This window comes from Nocardia sp. NPDC004151 (genome assembly GCF_042874235.1).
GTDB lineage: Bacteria > Actinomycetota > Actinomycetes > Mycobacteriales > Mycobacteriaceae > Nocardia.
On the sequence record NZ_JBIAMR010000009.1, the window covers coordinates 87,114 to 108,523 of the forward strand.

The window sequence follows — 21,410 nt, forward strand, 5'->3', positions numbered from 1 at the left end:
ACAGCGTGAAGATCATGCTGTGGCCGCATCGGCTGTGCACCGAAGGCGATGGCCACCGGCCCGGTTCGTGCAGCGCGCGCAAGCAGCTACTCGCCATCGCCCGCCAGGCCGGCTGGAGCTGGGTCGATGACGTTCCGGACAACTCGCGAGTTTCTTCGATCCACGGTAAGAGAGAGAAGGTGATCATGGATGTACCGGCGCAGTTGCTGGGTGTACAGGGAAACTACTCGTTGGTCAGGTGGGAAGGTCGCCATTTTCCCGGTTTGAGCATCCAAGGCGACAGCCTCCATATCCTGCGGGCGGTCTTGGAGGAGGCTGAGTCGGAGCTGACCGTCGGAAGCCTCGAGGACGCGCTGTTCGCGGTCAGGGAGGCTTTGGACACGGTGATCGAGATGGACCTCTCCTACCAGGACATGATGGGGCAGCGGAACTTGAAGCTGCCCTACTGACGCCTCCCGTGAGTTGCTATTCGCCGCCGAAGACCCTCTCCACCACCGTTTTCGCGCGGCGGGTGACGCGCATGTAGTGGTCGAGGAATTCGCTGCCGTCGTCGTTGGGCCAGCCCGCGACGCGGGCCACCGCCGACAGGAGGGTGCCCGGGCCGGGGAGTTGGTCGGCCGGTTTGCCGCGGACGAGGACCAGGGCGTTGCGGGCCTTGGTGGCGGTCAGCCAGGCGTCGCGGAGGAGTTCGGCGTCGGCGGTGTCGATGAGCTCGGCACGCTCGATGGCGTCGAGGGACTGGAGGGTGGAGGTGTTGTGGAGGTCGGGGACCTCGTGGGCGTGCAGCAGCTGGAGGAGCTGGACGGTCCATTCGATGTCGGCCAGTCCGCCGCGGCCCAGTTTGGTGTGGGTGGCGGGGTTGGCTCCGCGCGGGAGGCGTTCGGAGTCGACGCGGGCCTTGATGCGGCGGATCTCGCGGACACCCTCCGGTGACATGCCGCCCTCGGGGTAGCGGACCGGATCGATGGTGCGCAGGAAGCGGATTCCGAGTTCGGGGTCGCCCGCGACCTGGTGCGCGCGCAGCAGCGCCTGGACTTCCCACGGCTGCGCCCACTGCTGGTAGTAGGCGGCGTACGCGGCCAGGGTGCGGACCAGCGCGCCGTTGCGGCCCTCGGGGCGCAGTCCGGCGTCGACCTGCAGCGGCGGGTCGGTGCTGGGCGCGCCGAGCAGGCGCTGCACCTGTTCGGCCACGCCGACAGCCCATTTCACGGCGACGGTCTCATCCTCGCCCGGCCGCGGGTCGCAGACGAACAGCACGTCGGCGTCGGAGCCGTAGCCCAGTTCCATGCCGCCGAGCCGCCCCATGCCGATGACGGCGAAGTCCGCGGGCGCGGGTCTGCCGAGTTCGGCTTCACTGGCCCGGATCACGGCCTGCAGCGCGGCTTCCAGGGTCGCGATCCACACCGAGGACAGCGCCTCGCACACCCGCTGGACGTCGAGCATGCCGAGTACGTCGGCGGAGGCCACGCGGGCCAGTTCGTGCCGGCGCAGCGAGCGCGCCGTGGCGACCGCGCGCTTGGGATCGTCGTAACGCCGTGCCCCGGACAGGATTCCGCGCGCCACGTCCGAGGGCTTGGTGGCCAGCAGCAGCGGCCCGTTGGGGCCGTCGGCGTACATGCGGATGGTCTCGGGCGCGTTGATCAGCAGGTCCGGCAGGTACGCCGAGGAGCCGAGCACGATCATCAGCCGTTGCGCGATGGCCCCTTCGTCGCGCAGTTCGCGCAGGAACCAGATCTCGTTGTCGAGGCCCTCGGACACCCGCCGGTAGGCGAGCAGGCCCGCGTCGGGATTCGGTGTCTCGCCGAGCCATTCGAGCAGGGTGGGCAGCAGCAGCGCCTGGATGCGGCCCTTGCGCCCGACCTCACCGGTCAGCGCCTTGAGGTGGCCGAGCGCGTTCTCCGGGGCGACGTAGCCCAGCGCGGCCAGCTGCCGCACGGCCGCCTCGGGGCTCAGGCGCAGCTGGGCGGCGTCCATGCGCGCCACCGAGTCCAGCAGCGGCCGGTAGAAGAGCTTGGCGTGCAGCCGCCGCACCCGCACCGCGTTGCGTTTGATCTCGCTGGTGAGCACCCCGACCGCGTCCTGGCGGCCGTCCGGGCGCATGTGCGCGGCGCGCGCCAGCCAGCGCATGCCCTCCTCGTCCTCGGGGGCGGGCAGGGTGTGAGTGCGCTTGAGCTTCTGCAGCTGCAGCCGGTGTTCGAGCAGCCGCAGGAATTCGTAGGAGGCGGTGAGGTTGGCGGCGTCGTCGCGGCCCACGTAGCCGCCCGCGGCCAGCGCGCCCAGCGCCTCCACGGTGCTCTGCACGTGCAGCGACTCGTCGGCCTTGCCGTGCACCAATTGCAGCAGCTGGACGGCGAATTCGACATCGCGCAGACTGCCATGCCCGAGTTTGAGCTCGCGTTCGCGCAGATCAGCGGGCACCAGGTCCTCGACGCGGCGGCGCATGGCCTGCACGTCGGCGACGAAGTCGGGTCGCTCGTTGGCCGCCCACACCATGGGCATGAGGGCCTTCTGGTATTCGCGACCGAGGTCGAGATCGCCGGTGGCGGGCCGCATCTTGAGCAGCGCCTGGAATTCCCAGGTGCGCGCCCACCGCTTGTAGTACGCGATGTGCGAGTCCAGGGTGCGGACCAGCGCGCCCGCCTTGCCCTCGGGGCGCAGCGCGGCGTCGATCTCGAAGAACGCGGCGCTGCCCACGCTCATCATCTCCGCGGCGAGCCGGGTGGCGGTGGTATCGGCCGGTTCGGCGACGAAGATGACATCCACATCGGAGACGTAGTTCAGTTCCCGCGCACCGCATTTGCCCATGGCGATGACGGCCAGGTGCACCGGCACCTCACGGTCCTGGCACACCCGCGCGACCGCGACCGACAGCGCCGCGGTGAGCGCGGCGTCGGCCAGATCGGTGAGGTGCTGACCCACCTGCTGGTACGGCAGCACCGGTTCGTTCTCGACGGTGGCGGCCAGGTCGATGGCGGCCAGCAGCATGAGCTGATCGCGATACCGCTTGCGCAGCAAGGCGATCGCCTCGGGCCCGGAGATCCCCGCCCGGTACATCATGGGCCCGGCCGCGGCCCCGTTCTCCGGGACGGCGTGCACGGCGTCCAGCAGATCCGCCAGCACTTCCGCGCGGCTGGGCAGTGTGGGCCGCCGCAGCAGCCGCCACGCGCCCGGATCGGCCACCAGGTGGTCGGCGAAGGCGCTGGAGGAGCCGATCAGTGCGAACAGCCGCCCGCGCAGCGCGGAGTCGCGGCGCAGTTCGGAATCCACGGCCGCCCAATCGCTCCCGAGTTGCTCGCGCAGCCGGATCAGCGTCAACAGCGCCAGATCGGCGTCGGGGGAACGCGACAGCGCCCACAGCAGGGGAACACTGTCCACGTTGTCCCACGCCAACTCTCGCAGAGAGGCGGCGGCCGACGGCTCGAGCAGACCGAGCCGCCCGACACCGGGCACAGCGGAACGAGCAGTCGGAGGCCGAACCATGTCCTTCAAATTACAGGTCGTGCCCACCAGACATGTCACCCATCCCGCCCAAACCAGACACTGTGTCCAATCCGCCTCCAGTCCGCGACGCCGCCGAGTGGCCGTGGTGACGTGCCGATCCGGGCATGAGAGTGGTGGGGGGAGACACGAATCGGGCCGCAATCGCGAGGATTGCGGCCCGATTCGGGTGCTTCGCCGGGATCAGAGACCCAGGTACTCCTTCAGCTCATAGGGGGTCACCTGGGCGCGGTAACCAGCCCATTCGCGGCGCTTGTTGCGCAGGAAGAAGTCGAAGACGTGCTCGCCGAGGGTCTCGGCGACCAGTTCGGACTTCTCCATCGCCTTGAGCGCCTCGTCCAGCGACGCGGGCAGCTCACGGAAGCCCATGGCGCGACGCTCGGCCGAGGTCAGCGACCACACGTCGTCCTCGGCCTCCGGCGGCAGCGTGTAGCCCTTCTCGATACCGCGCAGGCCCGCGGCCAGCAGCACCGCGAAGGCCAGGTACGGGTTGCAGGCGCTGTCAGGGCTGCGGATCTCGACGCGACGCGACGCCGACTTGTTCGGGGTGTACATCGGGACGCGCACCAGCGCAGAACGATTCGAGCGACCCCAGGAGGCGGCCGTGGGGGCCTCGCCGCCGTGGATGAGGCGCTTGTAGGAGTTCACCCACTGGTTGGTGATCGCGGAGATCTCGTGCGCGTGCTCAAGGATGCCCGCGATAAAGGCGCGCGCGGTCTCCGACAGGTTGTCCGGGTCGTCGGGGTCGGCGAAGGCGTTCTGCTCGCCCTCGAACAGCGACATGTGGGTGTGCATGGCCGAACCCGGGTGGTCGGCGAACGGCTTGGGCATGAAGCTCGCGCGCACGCCCTCGTCGATGGCCACTTCCTTGATCAGGTAGCGGAAGGTCATGACGTTGTCGGCCATGGACAGCGCGTCGGCGTAACGCAGGTCGATCTCCTGCTGGCCGGGCGCGCCCTCGTGGTGGCTGAACTCCACCGAGATGCCCATGGACTCCAGCGAGTCGATGGCGTGGCGGCGGAAGTTGGGGGCCTCGTCGTGCACGGCCTGGTCGAAGAAGCCGCCGTTGTCGGCCGGGATCGGCGAGGTGCCGTCGTGCGGGCCGGGCTTGAGCAGGAAGAACTCGATCTCGGGGTGCACGTAGCAGCTGAAGCCCAGGTCACCGGCCTTGTTGAGCTGACGCCGCAGCACGTGCCGGGGGTCGGCCCACGACGGCGAGCCGTCGGGCATGGCGATATCGCAGAACATGCGCGCCGAATGCTGGTGGCCCTTCGAGGTGGACCACGGCAGCACCTGGAAGGTGGACGGATCCGGCTTGGCCACCATGTCGGCCTCGGAGACCCGGGCAAACCCCTCGATGGCCGAACCGTCGAAGCCGATACCCTCCTCGAACGCACCCTCGAGCTCGGCGGGCGCGATCGCCACGGACTTGAGATATCCCAGGACATCGGTGAACCAGAGACGCACGAAACGGATGTCCCGCTCTTCGAGCGTCCGGAGCACGAATTCCTTCTGACGGTCCATGACCGCGAGCGTAGGGTCCCGGAGTTAAATCCGTGTTACATACGCCGACAGATTCAACTCTCGGAACTGTCAGCAGTGACGACCCCGAACCGCGCGGAGATTCCGGCGCGCGGCCCGGGCGTCAGCGATCAGCAGGTGAGGCCCTGGGCGGGCTGCTTCAGGTCCACGAGATAGTCGATGACGGGGTCGTCGACGCATTTCACACCGGACAGCGACACCGTGTGGCGTGTCCCGTTGAAGGTGATGAGGGAGGCGCCGAGCTGCTGAGCCAGGTTCACGCCCGCCTGATAGGGGGTGGCCGGGTCCTCGGTCGTGGAGATCACCACGACCTTGGGCAGGTTCGGGATCGAAATCTTGTGCGGGGTGCTGGTATTGGGGACCGGCCAGATGGCGCACAGTTCCAGCGGGGCGGCATCGCTGCCGTGACCGTCGTCGAGGAAAGGCGCGACGCGGCGGTAGTCGGCGTCCTGCTTGGCGGCGACGGCGCGGTCGGTGACGGCCGGATCGTCCACGCAGCGGATGGAGTTGAAGGCGTCGGCGCTGTTGTCGTAGGTGCCGTCGTCGTGACGGCCGTCGTACATGTCGGCCAGCGCGAGCAGCGTGTCGCCGCTGCCCTGGGCCAGCTCGCGCAGGCCCTTGGTGAGGGCGGGCCACAAGCGGTTGGAGTACAGGGTCTGCTGGGCGCCGGTGATGGCGTCGCCGTAGTGCAGGCCGCGACCGTCCTGGGTGGGCACCGGCTTGTCCCACAGCGGGTCGACGAGGGTGCGGAACTTCTTGGTGGCCTGACCCGGGTCGTCGCCGAGCGGGCAGTTGGTCTTCTCCTTGGCCGCGCAGTCCGCCGCGTAGGCGTCGAACGCCTTCTGGAAGCTGGCCGCCTGCGCCACCGACTCCTTGACCGGATCCTGTTCCGGATCCAGCGCGCCGTCGAGGACCAGGGCGCGCACCTTGTCGGGGAACTTCTCGGCGTAGGCGTAACCCAGGCGGGTGCCGTAGGAGTAGCCCACATAGCTGAGCTTGGGGTCGCCGAGCGCGGCCCGGATCACGTCCATGTCCTGCACGACCTCGCGGGTGCCGACGTGGCCGAGGAACTCCTTGCCGGTGCGCTCCACGCACTTGCCGGCGAAGTCCTTGTTCTCCGCCTCGAGCGCGGCGATGCCGGCGGGCGAGTTGTCCCGGTTCGGCTCGGCGCGCTGGGCGTCGTTCTCGGCGTCTGTCCGGCATTTGATCGCGGGCTGCGACGCGCCGATACCGCGCGGATCGAAGCCGATCCGGTCGAAGCGGTCGGCCAGCGCGGTGCTGTCACCGAGGGCGACCATGCTCAGGCCGGTCACGCCCGGTCCGCCGGGGTTGAACAGCAGCGAACCGATCTTGTCGCCGCTCGCCTTCACCCGCGAGATGGCGATCTTGGCGGTGGTCCCGCCGGGATTGGCGTAGTCGACCGGCACGGTCACCCGGGTGCACTCGGCGTCGCGCGGCATCTGGTCTTCGCTGTACTCGCGGCAGCTGCCCCAGTTCAGGGTCTGGTTGTAGAAGGATTCCATCCCCACCGGTGCCGACGCGGTGGGGTTGCCGTCCACCACACTGGTGCACGCAGCCGCGGTCATCGCCAACGCCGTCGCCATGAGCACGACCCGGCCGGTTCGCATCAACGCCATCCCACGATCGTGCCATGTCACGGTTTCGGCCATGGTGGAGGTTCGGTGCGGGTCCTCCCCGGTCCGTGGGTGTTCGCACGGAAAGTCCCCAGGCCGCTCTCAGAAACCGCATGCTTAATGGGAGAGAACCGGGGGGCTCTACGCACGAGGGGATGCCATGTCCGTACAACCACTTTCGCCGAATCGGTCCACCACCCGCTCGTCCCGCCCCCGCGCGCTGCGTATCGCCGCGGCGGCGGCGGTCGCGCTGACCGCCACGCTGGGACTGGTCGCGTGCGGGCCCTCGACCCTGCCGGGTGCGCCGATCGCGGAATCGCCGGGCGGGGTGACGAAGAGCCAGCCCATCGACTTCACCACCGCGCCAGCCGATCTCGACGTGGCCGCGCGAAATGTGGTGCCGGGCATCGTGGATATCGACACCGAGCTGGGGCTGCAGAACGGCGAGGGCGCGGGGACCGGCATCGTGCTCGGCTCGGACGGCATCGTGCTCACCAACAATCACGTGGTGGAGGGCGCGACCAAGATCTCGGCGACCGATCTCGGGAACGGGCGGACCTACGAGGCCACCGTGGTCGGGTTCGACCGCAGCGAGGACATGGCCGTCATCAAACTGACCGGGGCGTCCGGATTGCAGACCGCGCCGCTCGGCGACTCCGACAAGGTGGCCGTCGGCGACCCCGTGGTGGGTGTCGGCAACGCCGGCGGCCGCGGCGAGCCCACTCCCGCCCAGGGCACGGTCACCGCGCTGAACCGGTCCATCACCGCCAGCGACGACGCCACCGGCAGCTCCGAGCAGCTGACCGGCCTCATCCAGGTCGCCGCGAGTATCGAACCCGGCGACTCCGGGGGCCCGCTGGTCGACTCGACCGGCAAGGTGATCGGCATGGACACCGCCGCGTCCAAGGGGTTCCGGTTCAGCATCGGCGGCGGTCAGGGCTTCGCCATCCCGATCAACAAGGCCGCCGGGGTGGCCAAGCAGATCCAGGCGGGCCAGGGCTCGGACCGCATCCACATCGGCGACACCGCCTTCATCGGCGTCTCCGTGACCTCCGCCGGGGGCGGCGCGCAGATCCGGGGCGTGGTCCAGGGCGGGCCCGCCGATCAGCTCGGGATGGCCGCCCGCGACGTCATCACCGGCCTCGACGACCACACCATCACCACGGCCACCGACCTCACCGCGACCATGGACCTGCACCACCCGGGCGACACCGTCACATTGAAATGGACCGACCCGAGCGGGCAGAACCGGTCGGAGCGCGTCCAGCTGGCGAAGGGACCGGTCGGCTGAGATGTGAGCAATTGCATCGCTGGGGTGAGCGGCCGCAATGGCAGACTGAGGACGTCAGAACAACCCGGGGACCCGGCACGGGCCTCGAGGAACGACGAAAGGGACGATGATGTCCGTATCCGATGCGGAAACCCCTGTGTACGGTTCGGCGCCGACAACTCCCGCGCGGCGGAAGACGCGAGTGCAGCACCTGCAGCAGATGAAGCAGGCGGGCGAGCGCTGGTCCATGCTCACCGCCTACGACTACTCCACCGCTCGGCTCTTCGAAGAGGCCGGGATTCCGGTTCTGCTGGTCGGCGACTCGGCCGCCAATGTGGTGTACGGCTACGACACCACCGTGGCGATCACCGTCGACGAACTGATCCCGCTGGTCCGCGGCGTCGTGAAGGGCGCTCCGCACGCGCTGGTCGTGGCCGACCTGCCGTTCGGCAGCTACGAGTCCTCCCCCGAACAGGCGCTGGCCACGGCCGTGCGGTTCATGAAGGAGACCGGGGCGCACGCGGTGAAGCTGGAGGGCGGCGAGCGCGTGGCCGACACCATCCACACGCTGACCGCCGCCGGCATTCCGGTGATGGCGCACATCGGGTTCACCCCGCAGAGCGTCAACACGCTGGGCGGATTCCGGGTGCAGGGCCGCGGTGACGGGGCCGAGCAGCTCATCGCCGACGCCATCGCGGTGCAGGAGGCCGGGGCCTTCTCCGTCGTGATGGAGATGGTGCCCGCCGAGCTGGCCGGGCAGGTCACCCGCAAGCTGACCATTCCGACCGTCGGCATCGGCGCGGGCGTGGAATGCGATGCGCAGGTGCTGGTCTGGCAGGACATGGTGGGCTACACCGGCGGCAAGACCGCCAAGTTCGTCAAGCAGTTCGCGGATGTGGGCGGGCAATTGCGTACCGCCGCAGCCACTTACGCCGACGAGGTACGGCGCGGGGTGTTCCCCGGCCCGGAGCACAGCTACTGAGCGGTCCGGCCGCGCAGTGAACGGGAACGCCCCCGCGATGATCGCGGGGGCGTTTCGCCGCTCGGTGGGCCGATACGGAGATGCCGCGGGCCGACACGGCGACGCCGTGGACCGATGCCGGGACTCGAGGTCACCCACCGACACCCTGCCCGGCACTTTTCATAGCTTCCGGCTATCCCCCAGCCTTCGGGGCCCGTCATCTCGGTCCACAGCCCGATTTTGGTGGCAGACTCGAAAGCCAACGAGCTGGAACGACCAAAGGGAATTCATGGATCGTGGAACTAGTCGCTGGATCCGCCGTACCTCGCTGCTGGGCGCGGCGTTGGCCGCCGTCGCGCTGACCGCCGCGTGCGGGGACAACACCTCCACCGGGTCGTCGCAGCCCAAGGGCTCCGGCTCATCGCTCACCTCCGCACCGTCGACCCCGCCGAGCACCGCCGCACAATTGAACATTTCCGAGGATCAGGCCAAGCAGCTGTGCGACATGCTGCGCCCGCAGCTGTCGGACTGGCGGGTGCAGGGTCCGACGCTGGGCAAGATCGCGTTCAACGCGACCGTCGCCCAGTGGGCGGTGCAGAACGGCCTGTTCATTCCCAGCGAGCGGGGCGTGGTCGACCGGGTCACCACCAAGAGCTGTGCGGATGTGCGCGATCAGACGCTGTCCGCGCTGGAGATCCCGAACATGGCCGCGGGCCTGGTGGCGGGCTGATGCGCACTCTGTACCCGGCGATCGAGCCCTACGAGCAGGGCAAGCTGGATATCGGCGACGGTCAGTCGCTCTACTACGAGGTGAGCGGCAATCCGGACGGCAAGCCCGCCGTCTTCCTACACGGCGGACCGGGCGGCGGCACCGCGCCCTACCACCGGCAGTTCTTCGATCCCCAGGCGTACCGGATCGTGCTGTTCGATCAGCGCGGGTGCGGGCAGTCGACGCCGCACATCGCCGACGGGGCGAGCCTCGAGCACAACACCACCTGGGACCTGGTCGCCGATATCGAAAGGCTGCGAACGCATCTGGGCATCGAGCGGTGGCTGGTGTTCGGCGGATCGTGGGGTTCGACGCTGGCGTTGAGCTACGCCCAGACCCACCCCGACCGGGTCACCGAGCTGGTGCTGCGCGGCATATTCCTGTTGCGGCGCAAGGAAATCGATTGGTACTACAATGGCTCCGCGGGGTACGTGTACCCCGACGAGTGGGAGAAGTTCCTGGCGCCGGTGCCGGAAGCCGACCGCGGGCATGACCTCGTCGAGGTCTATCACCGCCTGCTGCACTCCCCCGATGCCGCTCTCGCCACCGACGCGGCCGTCGCGTGGTCCACCTGGGAGGGTGCCACGAGTTCCCTGCTGCCCCAGCCGGATCGGGTCGCCGAGACCGCCGATCCGCGCTTCGCGCTGGCGTTCGCGCGCATCGAGAACCACTACTTCGTCAATGGCGGCTTCCTCGACGAGGGACAGCTGCTGCGCGACATCGACCGCATCGCCCACATTCCCGGCGTTATCGTGCAGGGCCGCTACGACGTCGTGTGCCCGGCCACCAGCGCCTGGGATCTGCACCGGGCCTGGCCCGGCTCGGAACTGCACCTGGTGGCCGACGCCGGCCACGCGGCCCTCGAACCCGGCATCACCCACCACCTGGTGGAAGCCACCGACAAGTACAGGACGTAGATGAGCACCACAGCCGGTCCCGCCTTGGTCGACGCAGTAGCCGCCGATGTGGACCGGCTGTGTACGGCCGAACCCGATGTGCGCCAGGACCTTCCGGACTCGGTGCACAAGATGCGGGTGGCCACCCGGCGGCTGCGCAGCGTGCTGAAGTCCTACCGGCGGGTGCTGCGCCGCGCACCGGTCACCGAGATCACCGATGAATTGCGCTGGCTGGCGGGATTGCTGGGGGTGGCCCGGGACGCCGAGGTACGCGCCGAACGCTTCACCGAGCTGCTCGCCGCCACCGGGGCACCGCGCGAGCAGACGGTGCCGATGGACGAGAGACCCACTCACCACCAAGGTTTCGCCCAGCGGCTCATCGCCGAGGAGCGCGATACCTATGCCGGAGCCCACCGCGCGGTGGTCACCGCGTTCGGCGACCACCGCTACGCCTCGCTGATCCGCGGTCTGCAGGATTTACTCACCGACCCGCCGCTGAAGGACTCCCGCGCCGGCGAACCGGCGGAACCGGTCTTCACCAAGGTCCTGCGCCGTGACCTCCGGAAGCTGCGCCACCTCGTGCACGCCGAGCACGGCCTGTCCGGGGACGAGCGCATCGAGCGCCTGCACGATATTCGCAAGGCCGCCAAACGATTGCGCTACTCCGCCGAGGCCGCCACCGCCGTCCTCGGCAAACCCGCCGAGGACCTCGGCAAGAAGGCCAAACACCTACAGGGAGTGCTCGGCGACCACCGTGACGCCGTGGAAGCGCTCAACACGATCCGCACCCACGCCGTCGACGCCGACTACACCTACCAACACCTGTGTGACGCCGAGGCGGCAGCAGCCGCCCAGGCCCTCGACCAGTACCCCGACGCCGTCGAATTCGTCCACCACCACCCGCTGGGCTGACCCGGACGAGCGGTTCGCACCCGCGAAATGCAGTCAGAGCAAGTCGATCTCGGTGAGATCGATCTCCAGCTCGAACGGAACGGTCAGCTGAAGCCGATCATGGTGGATTCCGGTGAGCGCGTAGGCACCCGTGGCCGGGTCGAGCTCATAGACGTAGACAACCGGCCGCCCATCCGCATTCTCCACGCGCCAGAAATGCGATATTCCAGCCTTCGCGTAGAGCTGCGGTTTGCGTTCCCGATCTCATGTTCGCGACTCGGGCGATACGACCTCGACAGCCAGCAGGACATCATCAGCCCGGTACGTCGTCAGTGCGGGAACGCCCGCGCGATCGGCACGCACGGCGATGACAGCTGGCTCGGGTCGCTGGTTGCGATCCAGCGTCACCGTCATTTCGCGCCGAATTCGAACGGTGGAGGGCGCGCAACGCCGCAACGCCGTTTCGAACATGCTGACTGCCAGCGCGTGAAACTGGGCTTGCGGGCTCACGAAGACGAGGCTCCCGTCGATCAGCTCGGTGTGCGGGGGCAGATCGGGCAGGCGATCGAGGTCCTCTGCGACGAAGCCGCCCGGCGGCGGCGTAGCCACTGCGGAAACGGTTCGACGGTCATGACGTCGAGTATGGCATCGAAAGCGTAGGTCCAGTGGCGTAGCTGAAGGTGACGGTGCGGGTGACGGGGTCGGCCTCGGTGAGGCGGACCTGGACGTTCTCGCCTTCCGGCGGGGCGCCGGTGCATTTGGCCAACACCGGTGGGTCGGCGATGAAGATCTCGGCGGGGCGGGTGCCGTTGGCCTCGCGGAGCACGACGGCGTCGAAGTCGGTGTGCAGGCGCGGGGACAGGACGGTGGCCTCGGTGAGGTCCAGGCAGGCGCGTTCGACCTTGCCGGCGAGGGCGTCGGTGCGGCGCATGGTGTCGACGGCGATGGCCAGTTCGTCGACGACCCACTGCGGCACTGCGGTTTTCGCGCACAGGGCCAGGCAGATCTCGGTGGCGTAGCGGTCGGCCAGGCGACGCAGCGGGGCGGTCACGTGTGCGTACGGGGCCCCGATCGCGCTGTGCCGCAAGGTGTTCGGGTCCTGGCCGTTCAGGATGGTGTAGGAGGCGCCGCGCAGCAGGCCGGTGGCCTCCGACATGAGCACCAGGGCGGCGGGCGTATTGCAGTCCAGTTCGGCCAGCATGCGGCCCGCGGACTCCCCGGGCGGCCACGGCACCCCGACCGCGGCGGCGGTGCGGCGCATGGACTCGATGGCGGCCGGCGCGGGCGGCGGCATGGTGCGCAGCAGACCCGGCGGCTCGGGGTTGCCGGAGCCGTTCGAGTTATGTCCGTCGAGCATGATTCGGGCCGCACACATTCCGGTCAGCAGGGAGATCTGCTCGTTCCAGTCGTTGGCGGCGGTGCGCGGTTCCAGCGCCAGCTGCCAGTGGTCGATCCCGGTTTGCTCGGCGTCGCGGACCACGGTCTGGTCGGGCAACCGCAGCGTGATCGCGCCGCGCTCGATGCCGGCCGCGATGCGCAGCCGCCCGAAGTCGGGCAGCGCGGCGATCGACGGGTGCAGGCGGCCGTTGTCGGCGTCGGCCTGTACGCCCTGATAGTCGAGGCGGGCGCGGGAGCGGACCAGCGCGCGGGTCACCGAGAACCGCACCGGTTCGGCGTGCGCGTCGCATTCGATGGTCCACAGCGCGGCCGGGCGGTCGACGTCGGGTAGCAGGCTGGCGAGGCCCTCGCTCAGCACCGGCGGGTGCAGCGGGACGGTGCCGTCGGGGAAGTAGAAGGTCTGGCCGCGGGCCAGGGACGCGCGGGCCAGCGGCCCGCCGGGGACGACCACCGCGGCCACATCGGCGATGGCGTAGTGGAGAAGGAATCCGCCGCTCGGGGTGCGTTCCAGGCAGACGGCCTGGTCCAGATCCAGGGCACCCGGGGGATCGATGGTGACCAGCGGGATCTCCCGCCGGTCGGCTCGGGCGCCCGCGAACGCGTCGACCGCGTCGCGGGCTTCCGAGACGGCCTCGGACGGGTAGTCCGAGGCCAGTCCGAACTCGGTTCGGACGGCACCGAAGTCCACCGGCGCCGACACGATCCGTTGATGCAGTTCCACTGCGGAGACTGGCCCTACTGCAGGGCCAGCATCGTGCCGTTCAGCTCGTTGAACGGACCGTACACGGTGAACACCACGCGGCCACCCGGGTACTGCGACGACAGCGCCGCGGCCGAGTCCAGGGCTTCCCCGAACGACGCGGCCGACGGATGCGGCAGGCCGGCGATGACCTGTCCGAAGTGGTTCTGCGCCACCCACTGCGTGTCCGCCGCGGTGAGATCCACCTGAATCCCGCCCGGCAGCGGCGTCACGGCCACCGCGGAGGCAGAACCGGCACCCAGCACAGCGGAAGCGGCAGCGGCGAGAAACGCTCCCACTGCCAGTTTGCGAGCAATTCGCATTGAGACGAGACCTGCTTTCCGACGTTTGTTGAGCCCTTGTCCCGTCGCGGACCGCTACGGAACTTTCCAACGCGCAACACTTTATGACGTCGATCACGTTCGGTGCCAGTTCAAGGCCGATAACCCGCCCGACACGCCGAGCCGCGCCGGTACACACCGTGAGGCGCGCCGCCATTCTCATCCATGCGGAGGAGATGCGCGGGGAAACGGGCGAGCGGTGTCGATCACGCCGCCCGCCCGCCAGTTTTCCCGCGGCCGCACCGCTCGCCGCGCGGACCGCCTACCTACCGCGCAGTCCGCCCGGGAACTTGGCACTGAAGAGTTTGAATCCATACGCGATGGCGAACAGCACCACGATGGCCGCCGGTTGAACGACACCAGCCATGACTTACTCCCTCATCTCTTGCGACGCGTCGGGCTCCTCCGGCGCGGTCTCGGCCGGCGTCCGGCCGCTGCGTTCGAGGAAACGCAGCAGCTCCACCGGGAACGGCAACACCAGGGTCGAATTCTTCTCCGCCGCAACCTGAACCACGGTCTCCAGGAATCGCAGCTGCAATGCGGCGGGGGCGTCGGACATGTTGGCGGCGGCCTGGGCCAGCTTCTGCGACGCCTGCAATTCGCCCTCCGCGGAGATGACGCGGGCGCGGCGTTCGCGTTCGGCCTCGGCCTGGCGGGACATGGAACGCTTCAGAGCGTCCGGCAAGGCGACGTCTTTGATCTCGACGCGGTCGATGTGCACGCCCCAGTTCAGAGCGGGCGAGTCGATGAGCAATTCCAGGCCCTTGTTGAGCTGCTCCCGATTCGACAGCAGATCGTCGAGTTCGCTCTTGCCGATGATCGAACGCAGCGACGTCTGCGCCACCTGCGCGACCGCGAACAGATAGTCCTGCACCTCGACAAGGGCGCGCATGGGATCGATGACCCGGAAGTAGACGACCGCGTCCACCCGGACGGTCACATTGTCGCGGGTGATGCCCTCCTGCGCGGGCACCGGCATCGTGATCACCTGCATGGAAATCTTGGACATCTTGTCCACGCCGGGAATCAGCAGCCGCAGTCCCGGCTCCCGCACCGCCCGCACCCGCCCGAGCCGGAACACCACGCCCCGCTCGTATTGCGTGACCACCCGTACCCCGGCCGCCAGGCCGATTCCGGCGATCACGACGATGGCGGCGAGCCATCCGATCAGCAGATACAGAACATCCATGGCGAGCTCCGCGAAAATATCTCCGCGCCACCGCGAATCCGGTGGTGTGCCTTCCATGATGGCACCGGGAGATCGCCCCCGCGACGCCAAATTCTCGCCGACAGATCACCCCCAGTTCGCGGCCGTCCCGATTCTGGACCGACGTAGCGGGGGAGCGAAGCGGAGGAGGGAAGAATCGGGACCACAGGCCGCGAACCCGCCCCGCAGCGAAGCGGAGGGGCAGAAAATACGGGCGGACGAGTCGGTCTGTAAGCCGGATCCTGTCCCCGACGTCGAAACGCCGGGTGGCGACCATCCATCTGGACACACCGTTGCCGGGTGCCTCGAGCGGTCCACCCGCAGGCTCGGGCGAGCAGCCCTCGAACACCTGCGCAGCCGCACTCTCGCGAGTGCGGCCTTCGACCTTGCTCCGGGCGGGGTTTACCTAGCCGCGCCGGTCACCCGGCGCGCTGGTGCGCTCTTACCGCACCGTTTCACCCTTACCGGCGGTGCACTTCTCGCGAAGTGCGGCCCGCCGGCGGTTTGTTTTCTGTGGCACTGTCCCGCGGGTTGCCCCGGGTTGCCGTTAACAACCGCCCTGCTCTCCGGAGTCCGGACTTTCCTCGGCGACAGGCTGCGGCACACGCGTTGCCCGTTCCTCTCGCCGCGGCCGCCCGACCGACTCGTCCGCGGCCACCAGGGTACGGTAGGGCGTCATGGAGCGTGTCGAGGTGGGGTTCCCTTCGGGTGTCGAACAGTGCGCCGGCTGGCTGTATCTCCCGGATGGACCGCCGCGTCCGCGCCCGCTGGTGGTCATGGGGCACGGGCTGGGGGCGGACCGGGAAATGGGGTTGGATCGGTACGCGCGACGTTTCGCGTCGGTGGGAATCGCGGCTCTGGCCTTCGACTATCGGCATTTCGGGGCCAGCGGGGGCGAGCCCCGGCAGGTGATCAATATCGCGCGGCAGCGTGAGGACTGGCATGCGGCGATCGCGTTCGCGCGCACCGTCCGGGGGATCGACGCGACGCGAATCGCATTGTGGGGCAGCTCTTTCGGCGGCGGGCATGTGCTCGCGGTGGCGCCGGACGACCACTACATCGCGGCGGTGGTGGCGCAGTGCCCGTTCACCAGCGGCTGGTCCTCGGCGCTGGCGAAGGGGCCGTTCAGCCTGATCAAGACCGGGACGCTGGCGGTGACGGATCAGGTGTTGGGGCCGATCATTCGGCGCCCGATCACCGCGCGGCTGGCGGGCAAGAAGCACTCCGCGGCGTTGATGAGCGCGGCCGACGTGCCCGCCGGATTCGGGCGGCTCGCCGAGGAGAGCGCGCAGTACCGGCCGAAGGTGGCGGCGCGGATCGGGCTGTCGACCCTGTTCGACAATCCGACGCGGCACGTCAAGGACATCAAAGCGCCTGTGCTGTACGCGATCTGCGACAACGACTCGGTGGCCCCGGCGGGCCCCACCGTGAAGGCGGCCGAACGGACCAAGCACGCCACCGTGAAGCGTTATCCGATCGGCCATTTCGACATCTACTTCGACGACTGGTTCGAGAAGGCCGTCTACGACCAGACCGAGTTCCTGATGGCGACCCTACGTCCGTGAACCGAACCCCCTGCGGCACAGGCGGTTACCAATCTCCTCAGAGATACGACGTGTCGTTGACCAGGCGCACCGACGAGCCGCCGTCAGGGTAGAACTCCGCGATCGACAGCGACGCCAGATCCAGGTGCAGCCGGTAGAGCAGCGACGGACCCACTCCGAGCGCCAGTTGCAGCAGCGTCTTGATCGGCGTGACATGGCTGACCACAAGCACATTCGCGCCCGGATACAACGCCACCAGATCCCGCCGCACCGACTCGACCCGCTCACGCACCTGATCGAAGCTCTCACCGCCCGGCGCCGGGGTCGACGGATCGCCCAGCCACTGCCCGTGCAGCTCCGGATCCTGTTCGCGGGCTTCCAGGAATGTCATTCCCTCCCAGGCCCCGAAGTCGGTCTCGGTCAATCCTTCCAGCACCCGCACCGGCAGCCCGAGCGCCTTCCCGGCCGCCTCCGCGGTCTCCCGCGCCCGACCCAGCGGCGAGCACACGATGGCCTCGATCCCGCCTTTGCGCGCGAGCATGGCCGCCGCGTTCGCGGCCTGCTGCCGGCCGAGTTCGGTCAGCGGCGGATTGCCGCGGCCCGAATACCGGCGCTCCACCGACAATTCCGTCTGCCCGTGCCGGAGCAGCAGCAGCCGGGTCGGCCGCCCCAGCGCCCCGGTCCAGCCGGGCGCGGGCGTGGCGGCGGATGCGGGACTGTCCACGACGCCGCCCGCCACCGCGGCGGCGACCTGCCCGAGCGTGCCCCGGTCGCTACCGGAATCGCGTTCGGCCGCCGTCGAATTCGATGCGCCTGATCCCAGTTCGGCCGGTCGGCCGAGTGCCTGGCCCGACTCCCGCAGCGCCGTACGGACCTCGGCGACGGTATCGGCGTCGTCCATCGCCTCGTTCGCCAGCCGGTCGGCGTGCGAGTTCTCCTTGCGCGGAATCCACGCGAAGCTCACCCGCTCGAACCCGGCCACCAGCCGCCGCGCCCGATCGGCGAGCGGAATCATGGCCTCGTGCTTGACCTTCCAGCGCCCGGACATCTGCTCGACGACCAGCTTCGAGTCCATGCGCACCGACACCTCCCGCGCACCCAGCTCGGCGGCCGCCTCCAGACCCGCGATGAGGCCGCGGTATTCGGCGACATTGTTGGTGGCGACCCCGAGGAATTCCTTGCGCTCGGCCAGGACGCGCGCGCGATCGGCGTCCCAGACCACCGCGCCGTACCCGGCGGGGCCGGGATTGCCGCGCGAGCCGCCGTCCGCTTCCACAATCACCATGTCCACCAACGCTGTTCACCTTCCGTGCAGGTCCGAGAATCCGCCGGCGGGTCACGCCGCCGTGGCGTCGAGGTCCGCGCCGCGCGGCACCCGGTTCGCGGGTCGGCCGCCGCGCCGCCTCACCGTGTCCTCGCCTCGGGTATCCGGTGCGGGCCAGGCGTCGATCCTGTCGCGTCGCCGTGCTGGTTCGCGGTATTCGGGCTGTCGTGTCGTGTGCCGGTCCCCGCCGGGCGGCACGGGTGCCGCGCGCCGGTGAGCGCGCGGCGGTCCGGTCAGAGCCCGGAGTGCTTGGTGCGCACCAGGATCGCGCCGCATTCGGGGCAGCGGACCACGACGTCGGGGGCGGTCTGGGAGATGCGGGAGATCTCGCCGCGGTCCAGTTCGATGCGGCAGGCGCCGCAGCGGCGCGCCTGGAGCAGGGCCGCGCCGACGCCGTAGGTGGTGCGCTGCTTGTCGTAGGTGGCGATCAGGTCGGCGGGGAACGACCGGGTCAGGGCTTCGCGGTCGGAGTCGCAGCGCTGCTGGGCGACGTTGAGGTCGGCCAGGGCGCTGTCGCGCAGGCGCTCGGCGTCGACCAGTTCGGCCTCGGCCTGGTCCAGGTTGGCCCCGGCGTGGGCGTGCGCGGCGGCCGCGGCCTCGCGGCGCTCCATCACCTCGATCTCGTCGTCCTCGAGGACCTTGCGGCGGCGTTCCAGGCTGGTCAGCTCGTGCTGCAGTTCGGAGAGCTGCTTGGCTCCGACCGAACCGGCGGTGAGCAGGCCGCGGTCGCGCTCCTCGCGCTTGCGGACGGCCTCGATCTCGCCTTCCAGCTTGCGGATGTCGCGGTCGAGGTCGTCGATCAGGATCTCGGCCTTCACCGCCTCGTCCTTGCGGGTGGTGCGCTCCGCGGCCAGCCGATCCACGTCCTGCTGCTCGGGCAGCACCTTGCGGCGATGCTCGATCCGCGTCAGCTCGGCGTCGACGGCGGCGAGGTCGAGCAGCTTGGCCTGGATCGATGGTTCGGCATTCAACGCGAAGGTCTCCTGGACGCTATGGACGAAATTCAAGACTCCCACCGTACCGCCCCGGCGGGGCCCGCAACGCCAAGCCCGCCCCGAGCAGGACAAACGATCACGCGGACCGGGCCGAGCCGGAAAATCGCCGGGGGCGGCCGGGCCGGCGACGTCGCGCGCGGACGGGCTCAGCAGTCGGACTCGCCGAGGGTCCAGGGGTCGGTGCGCAGGGCGGAGACGCGGGTCTCGAGGCCGGGCAGGGCGTGGCGGACCACACCCTCGGCCTGGCCGCACCAGGGGAACTCGGTGGCCCAGTGGGCGGCGTCGATCAGGGCCGGGCCGCCCGCGCGCAGGTGTTCGTCGGCGGGGTGGTGACGCAGGTCGGAGGTGACGTAGGCGTCCACGCCGAGGCGGGAGACCTTGCCCAGGAAGGAATCTCCCGCGCCGCCGCACACGGCGACGGTGCGGATGATCCGGTCCGGATCACCGGCGGCCCGAACACCCCAGGTGGTCGCGGGCAGGGCGGCGCGCACGCGAGCGGTGAACTCGCGCAGGGTTTCCGGGGCCGGCAGCTCGCCGACCCGGCCGATGCCCAGCCCGGACGGCAGGCCGGCGCGTTCGGTGACGTGATAGGCGGGTTCCTCGTAGGGGTGCGCCGCGCGCAGGGCGGCCAGGATCGCGGCCCGCCGCGACGGCGGGGCCACCACCTCGAGGCGATCCTCGGAGACCTCGTGCAGCTCGCCGACCATTCCCAGCGCCGGGTTGGCTCCCTCGAGGGGCCGGAACTGGCCGGTGCCCGTGACCGTCCAGGCGGCGTCGGAGTAGGCGCCGATCCTGCCCGCGCCCGCCGCGAACAGGGCGTCCAGCACGGCGTCGCGGTGCGTGACCGGCACCTGCACCACCCACTTGTCCAGGGCGGTCAGCGGTTTCGGATCGAGCGGCCCGGTGACGGTGAGCCCGATCGCCGCCGCGAGCGCGTCGGAGACGCCCGGATCGGCGGAGTCGGCGTTGGTGTGGGCGCTGAACAGCGCGCAGCCGGAGCGGATGAGCCGGTGCAGCAGCGCGCCTTTCGGGGTGTCGGCCGCGACCGTGTCCACCCCGCGCAGCAACAGCGGATGGTGCACGACCAGCGCCTGCGCGCCCCACTCGATGGCCTCGTCCACGACCGCGGCCGTGGCGTCGACGGCGAACAGCACCCGCGAGACCGAGTCCCGCGGGTCACCGCACACCAAGCCCACCGAATCCCAGGACTCGGCCAGGCCGGGCGGGTACGCCGCTTCCAGCGCCGCGATGAGATCCGACAGCCGCACCGTCGTCACAACCGAACCTCCTTCTCGATCCTGCCTGCCACGATCACAACCCCACGTCGCGAATGGCCGCGACGAGCCGGTCCACCGCACCCGCCGACCGCACCGCGACCCGCAGGAAGCCCGTTTCCAGCCCGGGGAACGTATCACCGCGGCGCACCGCGACGCCCTTGTCCGCGAGCCGCTTTCGCAATAATTCCGCGTCCGGCACCCGGATCAGCAGGAACGGGCCCGCCGCGGGCTCGTGCACCTCGACGCCCAGTTCCCGCAGCCGCGGGATCATGGTGGCGCGATCGGCGGCGATGCGCTCGGCCATCCGCCGCGCCTGCGCGACCGCGGCCGGTTCGCTCACCGCCGCAATGGCTTCCAGCTGCAAGGTGCCCAGCGGCCAGTGGGCGCGACCGTGATTCAAGCGCGCCAGCACCTCCGGCGCGCCGAGCGCGTACCCGCAGCGCAGTCCGGCCAGCGCCCATGTCTTGGTCAAGCTACGGAACACCAAGACATTCGGATGACTCTCTCCGGCAAGGGATTCCGACTCGCCCGGCACCGCGTCGGCGAACGCCTCGTCCACCACCACGATACGTCCCGGCCGCCGCAGCGCCCGGATACTGTCCGCCGAGTGCAGCACGGAGGTCGGGTTCGTGGGATTGCCCACCACCACCAGATCCGCGTCCTCCGGCACCACGACACCGTCGAGCGAGTACGGCGGCTCCAGCACCACCCGCGCCACCGGCGCCCCCGCCTCGCGCAACGCCAGCTCCGGCTCGGTGAACGACGGATGGATCACCGCCGCCAGCCGGGACACCAGCCGCGGCAGCATCGCGAACCCCTCGGCCACCCCGGCCAGCAACAGCACCTCGTCGACCGACCGCCCGTGCCGCGCGGCCACCGCTGCCCGCGCCGCCCGCTCATCCGCCTCCCCCGGATACCGCCCCAGCTCTTCCAGCCGTCCCGCCAGCCGCTCCCGCAGCCATTCCGGCGGCGCGCTCCCCTGAACGTTCACCGCGAAATCCACCATGCCCGGCCGCGCGTCCACGTCCCCGTGGTGCCGCAGCCTGGCATGGTCGAAATCCTGGAACTCGGTGTCGTCCGGCACAGCCGTCCACCCTACGTGTCCGAAGTTCACGTCCCGGCAG

General features: G+C 69.7%; 19 protein-coding genes and 1 other RNA gene. 7 read left to right on the forward strand and 13 right to left on the reverse strand.

Going from position 1 to position 21,410, the window contains the following annotated elements; all coding sequences use genetic code 11:
- Positions 1–14: 14 nt before the first annotated feature.
- A complete protein-coding gene (locus tag ACFYTS_RS21210; protein WP_387306882.1) occupies positions 15–449 on the forward strand; it encodes a DUF6959 family protein in 435 nt (144 codons plus the stop codon).
- Positions 450–465: 16 nt separating this feature from the next.
- Here the strand turns inward: ACFYTS_RS21210 and ACFYTS_RS21215 are convergent, their stop codons facing one another.
- From ACFYTS_RS21215 to ACFYTS_RS21225, 3 genes are all read right to left on the reverse strand, one after another.
- On the reverse strand, positions 466–3,480 hold the full coding sequence (locus ACFYTS_RS21215) for a bifunctional [glutamine synthetase] adenylyltransferase/[glutamine synthetase]-adenylyl-L-tyrosine phosphorylase (protein WP_387306581.1): 3,015 nt from the start codon (positions 3,478–3,480) through the stop codon (positions 466–468).
- Between the two features lie 201 nt (positions 3,481–3,681).
- A complete protein-coding gene (locus ACFYTS_RS21220; RefSeq protein ID WP_357278199.1) occupies positions 3,682–5,022 on the reverse strand; it encodes a glutamine synthetase family protein in 1,341 nt (446 codons plus the stop codon).
- A gap of 128 nt (positions 5,023–5,150) precedes the next feature.
- Complete coding sequence (locus tag ACFYTS_RS21225; RefSeq protein WP_387306584.1) at positions 5,151–6,677, reverse strand: alpha/beta hydrolase; 1,527 nt, start codon at positions 6,675–6,677, stop codon at positions 5,151–5,153.
- 157 nt (positions 6,678–6,834) lie between these two features.
- Between ACFYTS_RS21225 and ACFYTS_RS21230 the strand changes: the two genes are divergently transcribed.
- The 5 genes from ACFYTS_RS21230 (at position 6,835) to ACFYTS_RS21250 (ending at position 11,482) form a co-directional block, all read left to right on the forward strand.
- Positions 6,835–7,965, forward strand: a complete 1,131-nt coding sequence (locus ACFYTS_RS21230; protein ID WP_387306586.1) for a S1C family serine protease — start codon at positions 6,835–6,837, stop codon at positions 7,963–7,965.
- A gap of 109 nt (positions 7,966–8,074) precedes the next feature.
- Positions 8,075–8,926: a 3-methyl-2-oxobutanoate hydroxymethyltransferase gene (panB, locus tag ACFYTS_RS21235; protein ID WP_357278204.1), complete on the forward strand. Its 852-nt coding sequence runs from the start codon at positions 8,075–8,077 to the stop codon at positions 8,924–8,926.
- A gap of 268 nt (positions 8,927–9,194) precedes the next feature.
- On the forward strand, positions 9,195–9,635 hold the full coding sequence (locus ACFYTS_RS21240) for a hypothetical protein (protein ID WP_357278207.1): 441 nt from the start codon (positions 9,195–9,197) through the stop codon (positions 9,633–9,635).
- Positions 9,635–10,591, forward strand: a complete 957-nt coding sequence (gene pip, locus ACFYTS_RS21245) for a prolyl aminopeptidase (RefSeq protein ID WP_387306589.1) — start codon at positions 9,635–9,637, stop codon at positions 10,589–10,591. Before ACFYTS_RS21240 ends, pip begins: the two co-directional genes overlap by 1 nt.
- Entirely contained in the window at positions 10,592–11,482 is an 891-nt protein-coding gene (locus tag ACFYTS_RS21250) for a CHAD domain-containing protein (protein ID WP_387306591.1), read from the forward strand.
- A gap of 33 nt (positions 11,483–11,515) precedes the next feature.
- On the opposite strand, the gene ACFYTS_RS21255 is transcribed toward ACFYTS_RS21250, so the two are convergent.
- The 6 genes from ACFYTS_RS21255 to rnpB form a co-directional block, all read right to left on the reverse strand.
- Positions 11,516–11,668: a hypothetical protein gene (locus ACFYTS_RS21255; RefSeq protein ID WP_387306593.1), complete on the reverse strand. Its 153-nt coding sequence runs from the start codon at positions 11,666–11,668 to the stop codon at positions 11,516–11,518.
- Between the two features lie 57 nt (positions 11,669–11,725).
- Positions 11,726–12,070, reverse strand: coding sequence for a Uma2 family endonuclease (locus tag ACFYTS_RS21260; protein WP_387306595.1), 345 nt, complete (start codon positions 12,068–12,070; stop codon positions 11,726–11,728).
- 19 nt (positions 12,071–12,089) lie between these two features.
- Entirely contained in the window at positions 12,090–13,580 is a 1,491-nt protein-coding gene (locus ACFYTS_RS21265) for an RNB domain-containing ribonuclease (protein ID WP_387306597.1), read from the reverse strand.
- 14 nt (positions 13,581–13,594) lie between these two features.
- Positions 13,595–13,921 (reverse strand): hypothetical protein, encoded by a 327-nt coding sequence (locus ACFYTS_RS21270; RefSeq protein ID WP_357278219.1) that lies wholly within the window; start codon positions 13,919–13,921, stop codon positions 13,595–13,597.
- Between the two features lie 388 nt (positions 13,922–14,309).
- On the reverse strand, positions 14,310–15,128 hold the full coding sequence (locus ACFYTS_RS21275) for a slipin family protein (protein ID WP_387306599.1): 819 nt from the start codon (positions 15,126–15,128) through the stop codon (positions 14,310–14,312).
- A gap of 233 nt (positions 15,129–15,361) precedes the next feature.
- Positions 15,362–15,793: RNase P RNA component class A (rnpB, locus tag ACFYTS_RS21280), an RNA gene on the reverse strand.
- A gap of 30 nt (positions 15,794–15,823) precedes the next feature.
- On the opposite strand from rnpB, the gene ACFYTS_RS21285 reads away from it, so the two are divergent.
- The gene (locus tag ACFYTS_RS21285; RefSeq protein ID WP_357278223.1) at positions 15,824–16,711 is read left to right on the forward strand and encodes an alpha/beta fold hydrolase; all 888 of its coding nucleotides are present in this window, start codon (positions 15,824–15,826) and stop codon (positions 16,709–16,711) included.
- Between the two features lie 37 nt (positions 16,712–16,748).
- Here the strand turns inward: ACFYTS_RS21285 and ACFYTS_RS21290 are convergent, their stop codons facing one another.
- The 4 genes from ACFYTS_RS21290 to cobC all read right to left on the reverse strand — a co-directional run bounded on the left by ACFYTS_RS21290 (position 16,749) and on the right by cobC (position 21,370).
- Positions 16,749–17,975, reverse strand: a complete 1,227-nt coding sequence (locus ACFYTS_RS21290; RefSeq protein WP_387306602.1) for a bifunctional RNase H/acid phosphatase — start codon at positions 17,973–17,975, stop codon at positions 16,749–16,751.
- Between the two features lie 272 nt (positions 17,976–18,247).
- Positions 18,248–18,985, reverse strand: a complete 738-nt coding sequence (locus ACFYTS_RS21295) for a C4-type zinc ribbon domain-containing protein (RefSeq protein ID WP_357278998.1) — start codon at positions 18,983–18,985, stop codon at positions 18,248–18,250.
- 170 nt (positions 18,986–19,155) lie between these two features.
- Positions 19,156–20,286 (reverse strand): Nif3-like dinuclear metal center hexameric protein, encoded by a 1,131-nt coding sequence (locus ACFYTS_RS21300; RefSeq protein WP_387306604.1) that lies wholly within the window; start codon positions 20,284–20,286, stop codon positions 19,156–19,158.
- A 34-nt stretch (positions 20,287–20,320) separates the two neighbouring features.
- Positions 20,321–21,370 carry an Rv2231c family pyridoxal phosphate-dependent protein CobC gene (gene cobC / locus ACFYTS_RS21305; protein ID WP_387306606.1) on the reverse strand — a complete coding sequence of 350 codons (1,050 nt, stop codon included), beginning with the start codon at positions 21,368–21,370 and terminating at the stop codon, positions 20,321–20,323.
- Between the last annotated feature and the right edge of the window lie 40 nt (positions 21,371–21,410).